Annotated in this window: 10 protein-coding genes and 1 rRNA gene; 8 read left to right on the top strand and 3 right to left on the bottom strand. The window is 60.3% G+C overall.

Annotation, left to right across the window (positions count from 1 at the left end):
* Window positions 1–894 (bottom strand): TauD/TfdA dioxygenase family protein, encoded by an 894-nt coding sequence (locus OPU96_RS15505; RefSeq protein ID WP_305391823.1) that lies wholly within the window; start codon window positions 892–894, stop codon window positions 1–3.
* Between the two features lie 332 nt (window positions 895–1,226).
* Here OPU96_RS15505 and OPU96_RS15500 point away from each other — a divergent pair, with 332 nt between their 5' ends.
* The 5 genes from OPU96_RS15500 to OPU96_RS15480 all read left to right on the top strand — a co-directional run bounded on the left by OPU96_RS15500 (window position 1,227) and on the right by OPU96_RS15480 (window position 7,842).
* A complete protein-coding gene (locus OPU96_RS15500; protein WP_498559307.1) occupies window positions 1,227–1,937 on the top strand; it encodes a GntR family transcriptional regulator in 711 nt (236 codons plus the stop codon).
* Between the two features lie 349 nt (window positions 1,938–2,286).
* Window positions 2,287–3,045, top strand: coding sequence for a DUF3050 domain-containing protein (locus tag OPU96_RS15495; protein WP_226456603.1), 759 nt, complete (start codon window positions 2,287–2,289; stop codon window positions 3,043–3,045).
* Entirely contained in the window at window positions 3,042–3,989 is a 948-nt protein-coding gene (locus OPU96_RS15490) for a diiron oxygenase (RefSeq protein WP_498559306.1), read from the top strand. Before OPU96_RS15495 ends, OPU96_RS15490 begins: the two co-directional genes overlap by 4 nt.
* Window positions 3,986–7,363, top strand: a complete 3,378-nt coding sequence (locus tag OPU96_RS15485; RefSeq protein ID WP_498559305.1) for an amino acid adenylation domain-containing protein — start codon at window positions 3,986–3,988, stop codon at window positions 7,361–7,363. Before OPU96_RS15490 ends, OPU96_RS15485 begins: the two co-directional genes overlap by 4 nt.
* 20 nt (window positions 7,364–7,383) lie before the next feature.
* A complete protein-coding gene (locus tag OPU96_RS15480; protein WP_226456600.1) occupies window positions 7,384–7,842 on the top strand; it encodes an SRPBCC family protein in 459 nt (152 codons plus the stop codon).
* A gap of 37 nt (window positions 7,843–7,879) precedes the next feature.
* Here OPU96_RS15480 and OPU96_RS15475 read toward each other — a convergent pair whose 3' ends face one another.
* Complete coding sequence (locus OPU96_RS15475; protein ID WP_192298587.1) at window positions 7,880–9,760, bottom strand: methyl-accepting chemotaxis protein; 1,881 nt, start codon at window positions 9,758–9,760, stop codon at window positions 7,880–7,882.
* Between the two features lie 280 nt (window positions 9,761–10,040).
* Between OPU96_RS15475 and OPU96_RS15470 the strand changes: the two genes are divergently transcribed.
* The 3 genes from OPU96_RS15470 to OPU96_RS15460 all read left to right on the top strand — a co-directional run bounded on the left by OPU96_RS15470 (window position 10,041) and on the right by OPU96_RS15460 (window position 14,116).
* The gene (locus OPU96_RS15470; RefSeq protein ID WP_498559304.1) at window positions 10,041–10,556 is read left to right on the top strand and encodes a sigma-70 family RNA polymerase sigma factor; all 516 of its coding nucleotides are present in this window, start codon (window positions 10,041–10,043) and stop codon (window positions 10,554–10,556) included.
* Complete coding sequence (locus tag OPU96_RS15465; RefSeq protein ID WP_498559303.1) at window positions 10,553–11,536, top strand: FecR domain-containing protein; 984 nt, start codon at window positions 10,553–10,555, stop codon at window positions 11,534–11,536. Before OPU96_RS15470 ends, OPU96_RS15465 begins: the two co-directional genes overlap by 4 nt.
* 93 nt (window positions 11,537–11,629) lie before the next feature.
* On the top strand, window positions 11,630–14,116 hold the full coding sequence (locus tag OPU96_RS15460) for a TonB-dependent siderophore receptor (RefSeq protein WP_498559302.1): 2,487 nt from the start codon (window positions 11,630–11,632) through the stop codon (window positions 14,114–14,116).
* Window positions 14,117–14,188: 72 nt separating this feature from the next.
* On the opposite strand, the gene rrf is transcribed toward OPU96_RS15460, so the two are convergent.
* Window positions 14,189–14,263 (bottom strand): 5S ribosomal RNA (rrf, locus tag OPU96_RS15455); the annotation flags it as partial.

Below are 14,263 nucleotides of genomic sequence, written 5' to 3'. Positions count from 1 at the left end.
TCAGAAAGGCGCGTCGCCCTGGATGGTGGTGCGAAAGAGTTTGCGGCGCAGGTGGCTCGGGCAACCGGCGGCCAGGTGGATCAGCGAGCGGTTGTCCCAGAACACCAGGTCGTGGGGCTGCCATTGATGCCGATAGATGTTCTGCGCCAGCACGCTGTGGGCGTAGAGCTGGGCCAGCAGGTCGCGGCTTTCGTCTTCCGGCAGGCCGACAATGCGGGTGGTGAAGCCTTCACTGACGAACAGCGCCTTGCGGCCGTTTTCCGGGTGGGTGCGCACGATCGGGTGGACCACTTCGGCAACCTGAGCGAGTTGCTCGGGGGTCAGGGTGGGACGCCAGTTGCCTTCGAATTTGCTCTCGCTGTAACGCGCCGTGTAGGAGTGCGCGGCGCTGCGGCCTTCGACGGCTTGGCGCAGGTGCGCGGGCAGTTGGTCCCAGGCTTTGTGCATGTCGGCGAACAGCGTGTCGCCGCCTTCGGCGGGCAGTTCCTGGGCGTGCAGCATCGAGCCCAGGCTCGGCAGTTCTTTATAGGACAGGTCCGAGTGCCAGAACTTGCCCGCGTCCCCCAGGCCGATGGATTGGCCGTTTTCGATGATGTTGGAGACGATCAGGATTTCCGGGTGGTTGGCCAGCAGGAACTGTTTGAGCACGTGGATCTGCAACACGCCGAAGCGGCGGCTGAAGGCGATCTGTTGTTCGGGGGTGATGCGTTGGTCACGGAACACCACGACGTGGTGGTCCAGGTGCGCGCGATGGATGCGGGCGAAATCTTCGTCGCTGACAGGTCGGGCCAGGTCCAGGCCGATGATCTCGGCGCCGACGCTACCGGGCAGTGGGCGAATCTCGAAAGCTTGGGCGGTGGAGGTCGCTGTTGGAACAGTAGAGGTGGCGGACATGAGGTCACTCCCGGTCAGACAGGGAAATGACTTTATAGATATAAGAACTGCATTTTAAATACCGTTAGCGAATATGCATATGCGCAATCCAGCGGGACAACTCCTTGCCGTATGGCGGTCAAGGCATAAACGAGGGCGACGCCGCGTTCAGTTCATAGCACTATGACGCTGGCGTGTAAGACGCTGCAAATCCTTGATGTGGGCGCCTGGAACCGCGTGTTTAGCCACTTACAAGCCGCAAATCTTGCCTGTTTGACAAGCCATTGGGCAGTCTCTAGTGTTCTTTGGATCCAATTGTTTCAACCCATTCTAATAAGGAGGACAGCGTAGTCGTGACGCAGAAGCCGAACCCTTTGAGCAGTATCAAAGTCAGCGGACCCATTCCCGCCCATCTTGCCCGCTCCGTGATTGAAGAAACCTTGCGTAATGCGATCCTCGATGGCCGATTGCCTTGTGGTACTGCCATGCGCCAGCAAGAGCTGGCCAGCCTGTTCGGGGTCAGCCGCATGCCGGTGCGCGAGGCCTTGCGTCAGCTCGAAGCCCAATCATTGCTGCATGTGGTGACGCACAAGGGTGCCGTGGTGGCGCCATTGATCGAAGACAATTCGGCGGAGACCTACGCCCTGCGCATGCTGCTGGAGTCTGAAGCGCTGCGCTTGTCGATCCCGTTGCTCACCGAGGCTGACATCGCCGAGGCAGACGCCTGCATCAGGGCCCTGGAGCGGGAAAAAGACTATTGCGAGATGGGCCGCCTCAATCGCCTGTTCCACATGGCGCTGTATGGCAAGGCCCCCAATCAGCGTCTGCTTACGTTGGTGGAACACGGTTTGAACGAGGAAGAGCGCTTCCTGCGTTTCAACCTTGAGGCGATGGGGCTGGGCGAGACGTCCCAGGAAGATCACCGTGAACTGCTGAGCCTGGTGACGCAGAAGAAAGTCGACGAAAGCGTGCTGACGCTGCGCAATCACCTGACCCGAGGCATGGAAGTGATCACCACTTACCTGGCCGGTCTTGATGCCGCTGGCAAGAAAGACCCACGCTAGTCGGTTCAACGCCGCGCGGGGCAACTTTCCAATTAAGGAAGCCCCGCAACTAAACCCATAAACTTAATTAAGCCCGCAACCAACCGGGAAGTTTCCCACATTTAACCCTGCAAGTTACCCACGCCAAGTAACTTCCCGAAAAAACATCTCATACATTCATAAGCTCATCCAAGTGTTTAATCGGCTTATCATCTTTCGAATAAACCAAACACTCCAGCCGGCCGTGCCAGCGTGCGCATGAGCCGGTGCCGTATACGGTTTGTTTACGCGTTATCAACGCCACTCTCGTCTGTAAAAGAATAGCCACCACTGCTGTCACTGCAGTTGCAACAACTCATAGGCATCAACCATGCATCAAGTTTCGCTGGAACAAAAAAGGTTACGGCTGTGCAGTCATCCGTTATTTATCGAAATCAATTCACTCAGCAAGTTACAACTTTTCATGCAAAGCCATGTATTCGCGGTCTGGGACTTCATGACCCTCACCAAGCGCCTGCAACGGGACCTGACGTGCACCCGGCTACCCTGGCTCCCACCGACCGACCCCGAAGCGGCACGACTGATCAATGAGATCGTGTTGAGCGAGGAGTCCGACCAGCACCCCGACCGCGGTCATTGCAGCCATTTTGAGCTGTACCGGGACGCCATGGTCGAAGTCGGCGCCAGCACCGTCGCGATCGATACCTTCATTACCCTGCAACGCCAGGGCGTGGACGCCGGTACCGCGCTGCAACGGATCAACGTCCTGCCGGGGGTGGCGCGCTTTGTTGCCGCTACCTTGCACATCGCGCTGAACGCGCCGACCCATTGTGTGGCCGCGGCGTTCCTGCATGGCCGGGAGAGTGTCATCCCGGCCATGTTCGAACGCTTGCTGCGGGGCAGTGAAATCATCAGCCGCCAGGCGCCCACCCTGAGCCAGTATCTGCGCCGTCATATCGAGCTGGACTCCCAGGACCACGAACCGGGAGCCCTGCGTTTGCTGCAACGCCTGACCGGCGCAGACCCCCAGCGCCAGCAGCAAACCGAGGATACCGCCCTGGATGTGGTCAACAGCCGCATTGCGCTGTGGGACGACATACATGCTTCATTGCAGGAGGCACATCCATGAACTTCAGCGACTACCAAAGCGCTGCCGAAGACTGGGAACGCCACGCCACCATCCGCACCCGCCCGCGCCGCATGCTGGAAGACGACGACAAACTGATCTACCCGCTGGCGCGCCAGCCACTGGCGCTCAGTGCAACCTTTACCGAGCAGTGCCCGCAGTGGCGCGATTTCGTGCTGACCCAGAGCTTCTACAAATACATCAACGACGTGGTGATTTTCGAGACCGAGATCGTCGACAAGACCGCACGCAGCATTGCCAAGAACCGCTTCTCGCTGCCCTTCCCGCCCGCCTGCCGCTACGACGCGATGACGGTGGTGGTGGATGAGGACTATCACGCCCTGGTCGCACTGGATTTCCTGCAGCAGGCCGTGACAATGACCGGCCTCCAGCCGCTCGAGCTGCCGTCACAGATCGAACTGAGCCGCGCCCTGCCCCTGGCGCAGGCCTTGGCCCCGGCTCACCTGCGCGATGCCGTGGAACTGATCGGCGTAGCCATCGCCGAAAATACCATCACCCATGATGTGGCGGCGTTCGCCAAGGACCACAGCATCAAGGCCTCCGTCCGTGGCTTGATGGCCGATCATCTGTGCGACGAAGGCCGCCACGCGCAGTTCTGGACACGCCTGGTGCGCCTCTACTGGCAGGCGGCAAGCGCAGCCGACCGTGACACCATCGCCCACACCCTGCCCACGTTCCTGGCGCACTACCTGACCAACGACCTGCAGCAGCGCTTTGACCTGCAACTGATCGAACACCTGGACGTTGACGCGAGCGTGCGCCACGCCCTGCGCAATGAAATAAACGCGCTGGTGTTCCCGATTACCCGCCAACACCCGCTGGTCGGCAACATCATGGGGTTCCTGCACCGCAGCGGTTTGCTGCAGACGCCCAGCGTGGCCCAGGCGCTGGGCGACTACCTGCCGTGCGCCGGGAGCCCGCGATGAGACGCCTGATGATTGGCTGGGTCGGTGTCAGCAAAGCGCTGGAGGCCGTGAGGCAATGGGTCGAGCAGTACGGTCATGGGCCTGGGCATGAGTTGGCCGATCTGGTGATCGAAGACGGCAGCCAACCGCTGCCGACACACCTGGCGCACGCGCCGCGGCTAAGCCTGCGCCTGGGCGTTGGCCCGCTGAACGAATCCGGCCTGCCCGCCCTGCAACTGCGCAGCTATGACCGTGAACAGCGGTTGCTGGCGACCCAGGACGTGCCCGAAGAGCCCAGTGGTAACGGCCAGCGCTTGCATCGACAGGCGACGGACACGCTGGCGCAATGGGTTGCCCTGCACGTCAGCGGTCTTGCCCGCGACCCTGGGTACCTTGCCCAGCCAACCTGCGCCAACCGTTGGCCGGAACAGGGCTTGCAAGGCCTGGACGCGCTGGCATTCATGCACAGGTTCAATCGCACCGCTGACCCAACGCTGCGGCAAGCCGCCCAGGTGCCGATGATCGAACGGTTGCAGGCCAGCCTGCGGACCTTCGCCGGGCGGCCGGCCCTGAATATCGCGGGCGAGGTGCTGACTTATCGGCAATTGCACCGTCAGGCATTGGCGATCCAGCAGCAGTTGAGGCCACTGCTGGCCGATCTCGAAGTACCGGCAGTGGTCGGCGTGTGCCTGGAGAAATCCGCAGCGCTCTATGGGAGCCTGCTTGCGCTGCTGGGCTGTGGCGCGGTGTACCTGCCGCTGGCACCGGAGCATCCGCCACAGCGCCAGCAGGCCCTGCTGGAAAGCGCTGGGGCCAAGGTGTTGCTCGACGACGGCCGACACCCGCTGCGCGGGCAATTCGTTGCGCTGGATGTGAGCCGCGCCGGCGACGCGGGCATCGACACCACGCAATCGTTGCTGCTGCAGCGCCCCAACCTGGATGCGCCCTGCATGGTGCTGTTCACCTCAGGCACCAGCGGCCGCCCCAAGGGTGTATTGCTCAGCCAAGGCAACCTCGCACATTTCACAACATGGTTCACCACTCGCATGGCACTGGATGAAGAGAGCCGCGTGCTGCAGTTCGCCTCACTGGGGTTCGACGCTTCGCTGATGGATATTTTCCCCAGCCTGATCGCCGGCGCGCAGTTGATCGTGCCCAACGAGGCGCAACGGCTGGATCCCCATCAGTTGGTCGCACTGATCCGCGAGCAACGCGTCAGCCATGGGTTCCTACCGCCGGCGGTGCTCAGCCTCCTGCCGCCCGATCTGCCCCTGGGCCTGCAACACCTGCTGACCGGCGGTGAAGTCTGCGAGCCCCACGTGATCGAGCGGTTGGCTGGCCAGTGCCAATTGCACAACCTCTACGGCCCCACCGAAGCCACGGTGCTGGTCACCCATCGGCGGCTGCAAGCGGGGGACAGCAATTGCAACGTGGGCTGTCCCATTGCCAACAGCCAGGTACTGATCCTCGACGACGACCTGCAACCGGTGGACGAACAGGTGATGGGCGAGTTGTACATCGTCGGTCCTGGGGTAAGCCTCGGGTATGTGGATGCCGCGCAATCGAGCGATAACCCTTTCGTGACCCTGGCGCTGCCCGACGGCCAGGCTGTGCGGGCGTATCGCAGTGGAGACCTGGCGCAGTGGACCGCTGACGGTATCGTCCTCGGTGGCCGACGCGACGGGCAGGTGAAGATCCGCGGCTTCCGGGTCGAACCGCAGGAGGTGGAGCAATGCCTGCGCGACAGCCGGTTGTACCGCCAGGTGGCGGTGGTGGTGGATGCCGAGCAGAGAATCCGTGGCGTTGTCGCCCGGCCGGAACCCGGTGCCACACTGTGCGCACTCAAACAGCACGCACGGCAGTGGCTGCCGGATTATCTGCAACCGGACGTGTGGACGCAGTTGCCAAGCCTGCCGTACGCCAGCAACGGTAAGGTCGACCGCCAGGCGTTACTGGGCTTGCCGGTTCAAGCCACGTCGATCGGCTCGGACCAACCCGCGCAAACACCTCTACAAACGCAGCTGGCAGATCTGTGGAGCGAACTGTTGCAAGTGCCCGTGGCGCAGTTGTCGATCGACGACAGCTTCTTCAACCTCGGCGGCCATTCGATTCTGCTCTCGACGTTGTTGCTGCGCATCCGCGAGCGGTTTGGGCGCAGCCTGGCATTGAACCGTTTCTTCGAAGTGCCGACGATTCGCACGCTCGCGTTGCTGATGGCAGATGACGTGTTGCCCTGCGCACCGTCCGGCCAGGCCGTGCGCGATGCGCAACGGAGTGTGTCGGTGCGGATGCTGGCCGATGACCGTGCGGGCGACTGCCGCAAGGTCATCGTTACGGGCGCCAACAGTTTTATCGGCGTGCATATCGTCGAGGCGTTGCTGGCCGGTGGTGCCACGCAGGTGGCGTGCCTGGTGCGCGAACTGCCGGGGCATTCGGCCCTGCAACGCTTCAACCAGGCCCTTTGCGAATACCGCTTGGAACACCTCGACCTGAGCCGGGTGCGGGTATACCCCGCCGACATCAGCCAGCCGCGATTAGGCCTGGACGACGCGGTGTACAACGAGCTCGCCAGGGGCTTTGGTGCACTGGTACACAACGCCGCGCAGGTCAACCATGTGCTGGACTACGGCGCACTGGCCGGGGATAACGTCGAACCCGTGCTGGAATGCCTGCGCCTGTGTGAAACCGGGAGCAAGAAGGTGTGCAATTTCATCTCGACGCTGTCGGCATGCAGCGCTATGGACGCCGCAGGACACATCCTCGAAGCGCCCGCCGCGAGCAGCCTGCCGCTGTACATCAAGAACGGTTACAACCTGTCCAAATGGGTTGCCGAGCGCCTGATCGGCCGCGCGGTGGCGCAAGGCGCCTGGGTGAATATTCATCGCCCGGGAAACATCAGTTTCAACAGTCGCAACGGGGTGTGCCAACCCCAGAAGAACCGCCTGATGTTGATGCTCAAGGGCTCGCTGCAATTGGGTTTGCTGCCGCGCTTGGCGGTGAACTACGACTTGATGCCGGTGGATTTTTTCGCGCGTTTTCTCGCGTTCCACTGCGGCCGATTTGAGTGCGGGCGAAACGTGTTCAACCTGCATAACCCGCAGCCCCTGAGCTGGGACCACTATCTCGATGCCTTCAGCCTCGCCGGCTTCCGGTTCGAGCGTGTCAGCGTGGCCTGCTGGCAGCACGCACTGCACACCGTCAGCGCCGACAACGCGTTGTTCGGTGTGTTGGGTTTTTACCTGGAAGGCCTGGGGGAAGACATCGGCGACACCTCGATGATCCATCACGACAACGCGCGGCGGGGGGTGCAGGCCATGCACGCGCAGTACCCCGAAAAAAGCCCGGCGTTGTTGCGCAAGGGTTGCGACTACCTCAAGGCCATCGGCTTTCTCTGAACCCTACCAGGACATCCCCCATGAAACCGCTGCAACCCGATACATTGATCCGCAACCCCGACAGCGCACCGCAGGTAGCCTCGGTGGTAGTCGCCTGCGAAGCCACCCGGCTGTGGGGCTTGGTAGGTCAGTTCGCAGGCTTCGATAAGTTCATTCCTGCCCTCTCGCACATTACGATGACCGGCGAGGGCATCGGCGCATTGCGTACGAAATTTTTCCGCGATGGGCACTGCGTCGTCGAGCAACTCAACAGCCGTGACGACGACGCCATGTACATGACCTGGACCGCCCTCTACAACACGTTGGGAATCGCCAGGCTGTGGGCGTCAATGCGTGTGGAAACACTGGGCGAGCGATGTGCCAGGGCGACCTGGACCATTGTTGCCGAGCCGGTAGATGCGGCGCAGGCGGGGTTTGAGCAGTTTGTGCAGACGTTTGCCGACAGCGCCCTGGAGAACGTACGGCGGATGCTCGACTGAGCGGCAGGAGCGAGAACACTCGCTCCTGCGCACATCGTCAGATCTTGAAGCTATCGACCAGTTGCTTCAAGCGACTGGCCTGCTGGGACAACGCGTCGCAATCCTTCAACGTTTCGTTGAGATTGCTGACGCCTTGCTGGTTCAGCAGGTTGATCTGGTTGATGTCGACGTTGAGGGTTTCCACTACGGCGGTCTGCTCTTCGGTGGCAGCTGCGACCGATTGGTTCATGCCGTCGATCTCGACAATCCGCTGCGTCACGCTGACCAGGCGCTCACCGGCCTGGTTGGCCACTTCGACGCTTTCTTCGCTGGAAATCTGGCTGGCGTTCATGGTGGTCACCGCTTCACGCGAGCCCACTTGCAGCGAGGTGATCATCTTGTGGATCTCTTCGGCCGACTCCTGGGTACGGTGCGCGAGGTTACGCACCTCGTCGGCAACCACGGCAAACCCACGTCCGGCTTCACCGGCACGGGCGGCTTCGATTGCGGCGTTGAGCGCGAGCAGGTTGGTCTGCTGGGAGATGCCTTTGATCACATCGAGAATGTGGCCAATGTTGTCGGTGCTCGCATTCAGGGTTTCGATCTGCGTGCAGGACAGGCTGATCTTTTGCGAGAGTTCCGACATCGCCAGGATGGTTTGCTCCACCACTTTGCGTCCATCGTCGGCCTGTTCACTGGCACCGCTGGCATGCTGCGAAGCATCGGCGGCGTTGCGCGCGATTTCCTGGGTGGCGGCCCCCAGTTCGTTGATCGCCGCCGCCACGCTGTTGGTGCGGGCGCTTTGCTCGTCGGAACCGATGATCGACGCGTTGGACGAGGCCATCACGCGCTGGGACAAGTCATGTACCTGGCGCGTCGCCGATGACACTTCGGAGATGGACGCGTGGATACGTTCGACGAACTGGTTGAACGCACTGCCGACCTCGCCAAACTCGTCTTTGCTGGTCACGGCCAGGCGGCGGGTCAGGTCGCCCTCGCCCTGGGCAATGTCCTGCATGGCAACGCCCATGGTGGTCAGGGGTCGCAGCAACACTTGGATCAACAGGCTCAAGAGCACGGCAATCGCCACTACGGCAATCAGCATCGCAATCAACGCGGAGGTGCGGAATTTGCCCAGAGGTGCGTAGGCCTTGTCTTTGTCGATCGACAGACCGATGTACCAGTCAGCGCCAGGCAAGCCGCTGATCGGGGTGAACGACAGGATGCGATCCTGACCGTTGAGCACCACGTCCTGGTTGAGCTTCTCGATGCGCAGTTGGGCGCCCGGGTAGATGTCCTTGAGGTTTTTCATCACCTGGTCCTGGTCCGGGCTGACGATCACCTGACCGTCACCGCTGACCAGGAATGCGTGGCCGATGCCGCCGAAATCCACCGAGTTGATGATCTTCACCAGGGTTTGCAGGCTCAAGTCGCCGCCAACCACACCGAGCAATTCACCGTTCTTTTTCACCGGCATGGCGATGGTCACGATCTGCCCACCCACGGCGGCCATATACGGCGGCGTGAGCATGGGTTTACCGGCGGCTACAGCCTGCTTGTACCAAGGGCGCTGACGCGGGTCGTAGTCGTCGGGCATCTTGGCATCAGGGCGCTGGGTGAATACGCCGTTGGTTTGGCCGACGTAGGTGAACTGGAAGTTCGAGGTGAAGGCCGGTTGATCGACCAGGCCCGGAAGGTCAGCCCCCGCGCCTTGGTGCGCGATGTTTTGCGTAAGGTTTTCTAGCACCAGAATTCGCCCGCTGAGCCAGTTTTGCACGCTGCTGGCCGTGAGTTCACCGGATTGCTGGATAGACGACTCCAGGTTTTGCTTGATGGTGCTGCGCTGCAGGTAGTCGTTGTAGAGCGTGAATAACGCGAACGCTAAAACCACGACGCCTGACGCGGCCAACAGAATTTTATGACTGAACTTGAGATTCATTTCATCGACTTCTTTTTGCCAAAGGGGGGTTAGCGTGCCGAGTGGAGCATTCCATGTTGCGGCATAGATCGTCTTTGTAGCCGCTCTATTTCGGTGCACGCATGGCTCATCAGGCTTTCGGCCAAATCAGGGTAAAACTTAGGCCGCTGTAAGGTGTTTCCTCATTTTATGTAGGAAACCGACAGGCGGTTGCCGTACAGGGATCAGAGTTGCAAATTTTTTCAGCCTCCCAAACAATGCGACTAATTATCATTTGTAACGTTTGGCCGAGCCCGTGTGAATGGCATCCTCCGAGTACATCCCGTGTGAAAGTGTCGTGCAGACGCTTTACCACACCCATCACAACTGGCTGAACACCTGGCTGCGCGGGCGTTTGGGCAATGCCGCGGATGCTGCCGACCTGGCGCAGGACACCTTTGTGCGTCTGCTGCAGAAGACCGAACGTTTTGAACTCAAGACGCCGCGTGCGTTTTTACGCACCATCGCCCGCGGCCTGGTGATTGATCACTGGCGCCGCGAAGAAATCGAACGGGCTTACCTTGAGTCCATCGCCCATCTGCCCGAGGGATTAGCGCCCAGCGCTGAAGCCCGTGCGCTGGTGCTGGAGTTGTTGGAAGAAGTTGCTCGACTGCTTGAAGGACTGAAGCCAAAGGTACGCAAGGCATTTCTGCTGGCGCAGTGCGATGGACTGACTTACAAGCAGATCGCGCAGCAGATGGGCGTGTCGCTGCGGTCCGTCGAGCGTTACGTTGCGCAGGCGCTGTACCACTGCTATGTGCTGCGGTATGAAACATGACGCCGATGAACAACGCGGTGCGCCCAAGCCCCAGTCCCGAGGCGGTCAAGCAAGCCATCAACTGGTCGCTGCGCTTGCGCAACAACCGCGCCAATCCAAAGCTGCGCGCGCAATGTGCAGACTGGCGTGAGGCTCACGGCGACCACGAGTTGGCCTGGCAGCGGGTGCAGGCGTTGCAGCAGGAATTGAGTGGCCAACTGGCGGCGATTCCAGGGGCGCATGCGGCGCTGGAAAACAGCGCACAGGGCTTGGGCCGACGGCAGGCGCTGAAGGTGTTGTCTGGCGTGCTGCTGGTGGGTACGGCGGCGTGGGTAAGCCGGGATCTGACGGGTTGGCAACGCTGGACCTGCGACCTCGCGACTGCCACCGGCGAACGCCGTAGCGTGCAATTGCCCGACGGGACTCGCTTGCAACTCAATACCGACAGCGCCGTGGACCTGCATTTCAACCCGCAGCAGCGATTGATCACGCTGGTACGTGGGGAGGCCCTGGTGACGTGCGGCGCAGTTCGGTCGACGCCTTTGCTGCTGCAAACGCGGCATGGCTTGTTCGAAGGCATCGACGGCCGCTTCGCCGTTCGACAGGACAGTGCCTGCACGCGGTTGAGCGTGGTCAGCGGCAATGTGGTCATTCATTCACCACATGGGGCAAAAGGGCTGTCGACCCAGGTGCACGCAGGAGAAAGCTACCTCGTGCGTCAGACCGAAGCTATCCCCGCCGCGCCTTTGGACATGGACATTGGCGCCTGGGCCGATGGACTTATCGTGACACGCGGCATGCGCCTCGACGCTTTCCTGGCAGAAGTCGGGCGTTATCGTCATGGCTACCTGGGTTGCTCGGCAGACATCGCCGATTTGCGGCTATCGGGCGTTTTCCGTTTAGAGGACACCGATAAATTGTTGACGATCCTGCCGCAAACGCTGCCGGTTCAATTGCGCTACCGCACCCGCTGGTGGGTGAGCCTGGATCGATCAGCCTGAACTTCAAGGTTTTTTTGGCGGCTTTTTTCCGTGAGTCCGGCTTAGACAGTAAGCCTTTCAATCTGCCCTCACCGGCCTCTACGGACCTTGACCATGACTGTGCGTTTTCCCTGTAATTCTTCCTATTCATTGCTGAGTAAAGCCGTACGTGTGGCGCTGCTATCGACAGCGATGGGCCTACACATATTGCCCTTCACTGCCATGGCCGCAGACGCGAGTGCCGAACGCCCCCATCAACGCTATGAGATCTCCGCAGGCCCACTGACCGAGGTGCTGAATCAGTTTGCCCGACAGGCCGGCATCATGCTTTCCAGCACACCTGCGCACACCCAGGGCCTGCATTCGGCAGGACTGCGCGGCGACTATTCGGCCAGAGACGGCCTGAATCTCTTGCTCCGTGGTTCTGGGTTGCAGGCGGTTTCCGAGGATGACGTCAGCTTCACAGTGCAAGTGACGCCGGAAGATAGCGCACTTACCCTGCCAACCACCGACATCAAGGGCTTTGCGCTGGGTAATGCCCTGGGCAGCATGGAAGGCTACAACGCGACTCACAGCCAGATTGCGACCAAAACCAGCGCCGCTTTGCTCGAGACCTCGCAAACCGTCTCGGTGGTCACGCGCGAGCAGATGGACGACCAGGGCTCCCAGACGGTAGCCCAGGCCATGCGTTACACACCGGGCGTATTGACCAACCCCTATGGGGCGACACACCGGTACGACTACGTGGCAATGCGCGGCTTCAACGACGGCTCGGTAGACAACATTTACCTGGACGGGCTCAAGTCCATGGGCGACAGCGGCACCTACAGCACGATGCAGGTTGATCCGTATTTCCTCGAGCGGGTGGATATTCTCAAGGGCCCGTCTTCGGTGCTGTACGGGCGCAGTTCGCCGGGCGGGCTGGTGGCACTGACCAGTAAGAAGCCGTTGTTCGAGCCCTATCATCAAGTACAAGCGACTGTAGGAAGCAACGGGCAACGAGGCATGGGGTTTGACTTCAGTGGGCCTGTGGATGACGACAAGCGGATTGCCTACCGACTGACAGGTTTGACGGATAAGTCCGACACCCAGTTTGACCACGCCAAAGAAAAGCGCTTTGCACTGGCACCGACCGTGAGCATCGACTTCACCGATGATACGTCGCTTGTACTCCAAGCGTACCTCCAGCACGACCCTGATGGGGGTTATCACGGGGGCATGCCGGCAGATGGTGCGTTGCATCAGCGTAACGGCCAGCGAATCTCCAGCCATTTCTTCGAAGGTGAACCTGGGCTCGACGGCTACAAGCGTGATCAGCAGTCGTTTGGCTATCAATTTGAACATCGCTTCAATGATGTCTTCACTGCGCGGCAGAACTTTCGCTATCTGGACTCCAAGGTGCGGCTGGATCAGGTCTACGCCTATGGTTGGAGCACGCCGACCGGCAACAAGCTGAACCGCTACTACTCCGGAGGGGACGAGAAGCTGCATGCGTTCATCATCGACAACATGCTACAGGCGGAGTTTTTTACCGGCGCAATCAAGCAGACCGTATTGATGGGGGAGGATTATCAGCGACGTAAAACCGTAGTGGACTGGACTAGCGGATCGCTGCAACCGATCGACGCGTTCAGCCCTGTTTATGGTAATTCGGCGATCAGCTATTACAGCCCGACCAGCTACCTACGACGGCTGGAGCAGACCGGTGTCTATCTGCAAGACTTGGTCGAAATGGATAAATGGCGGTTTTCCCTCGGGCTGCGCCAGGACTGGGTAGAGACTTCCGACGAGAACCGAGTCGCTGAGACCGGGCGGCCGGCAGGCACGCAAATCAGTGATAAACGGACCAAGCTGACTGGGCGTGCAGGTGCGTTGTATCTGTTTGATAACGGCCTGGCGCCCTACGTCAGCTATTCCGAATCCTTCAATCCCAACTCCTATTCCGATAGCACAGGTAACCCGTTGGCGCCTACTGACGGGACGCAGTGGGAGGTGGGGCTGAAGTATCAGCCGCCGGGTACAGACAACCTGTTTACCGCGTCGTGGTTTCGCATCGATCAGGAGAATCTGGCGACCAAACTACCGCAGGAGAACTTCTATCGTGCTGTAGGTGCTGTTCGCTCGCAGGGGCTTGAGTTGGAAGCACACATGCAAGTGAGCGAAAACCTGAAGCTGTTGGGCAGTTATACCTTCACTGACATCAAATACACGAAGTCGATGGTGAGTACTTTGAGTACGGCTGACAATCTGATCGAGAACGAGGGTAACTCTCCGACCCAGGCACCTCGCCACATGGCATCGGTGTGGGCTGACTACGCATTCAATAGTGGAGCCCTGGACGGATTACGACTCGGGGGCGGCGTGCGGTATGTGGGCTATAGCTGGGCGGATGCGGAAAACACGATGAAAGTCCCGTCCTATACCTTGCTTGATGCTTCGGTGGGGTATGACCTGGGCAAGATCGGATTGAAGGGCGTGGATGTACGGATCAATGCCAACAATCTGACCAATGAGACGTACGTGGCGTCGTGTGCCAGCCTGAACTTCTGTTACCTGGGGGAAGAGCGCAATGTGAGCGCTACAGTCAGCTATCAGTTCTGATCCGTTACGGTTCAAGGCCCTTAAACGACAAAACCCCTGTCTGCGTTAGCAGACAGGGGTTTCGGAATTCAATCTTGACGATGACCTACTCTCACATGGGGAAACCCCACACTACCATCGGCGATGCATCGTTTCACTGCTGAGTTC

Source organism: Pseudomonas sp. RP-B7, assembly GCF_059803535.1.
This window is presented reverse-complemented; position numbering and strand designations above follow the sequence as displayed.

Excerpts from the sequence above, each read along its gene's own strand:
- OPU96_RS15505 (WP_305391823.1), bottom strand. The coding sequence starts at position 894 with ATGTCCGCCACCTCTACTGTTCCAACAGCGACCTCCACCGCCCAAGCT.
- OPU96_RS15495 (WP_226456603.1), top strand. The coding sequence starts at position 2,287 with ATGCATCAAGTTTCGCTGGAACAAAAAAGGTTACGGCTGTGCAGTCAT.
- OPU96_RS15490 (WP_498559306.1), top strand. The coding sequence starts at position 3,042 with ATGAACTTCAGCGACTACCAAAGCGCTGCCGAAGACTGGGAACGCCAC.
- OPU96_RS15485 (WP_498559305.1), top strand. The coding sequence starts at position 3,986 with ATGAGACGCCTGATGATTGGCTGGGTCGGTGTCAGCAAAGCGCTGGAG.
- OPU96_RS15480 (WP_226456600.1), top strand. The coding sequence starts at position 7,384 with ATGAAACCGCTGCAACCCGATACATTGATCCGCAACCCCGACAGCGCA.
- OPU96_RS15475 (WP_192298587.1), bottom strand. The coding sequence starts at position 9,760 with ATGAATCTCAAGTTCAGTCATAAAATTCTGTTGGCCGCGTCAGGCGTC.
- OPU96_RS15470 (WP_498559304.1), top strand. The coding sequence starts at position 10,041 with ATGGCATCCTCCGAGTACATCCCGTGTGAAAGTGTCGTGCAGACGCTT.
- OPU96_RS15465 (WP_498559303.1), top strand. The coding sequence starts at position 10,553 with ATGACGCCGATGAACAACGCGGTGCGCCCAAGCCCCAGTCCCGAGGCG.
- OPU96_RS15460 (WP_498559302.1), top strand. The coding sequence starts at position 11,630 with ATGACTGTGCGTTTTCCCTGTAATTCTTCCTATTCATTGCTGAGTAAA.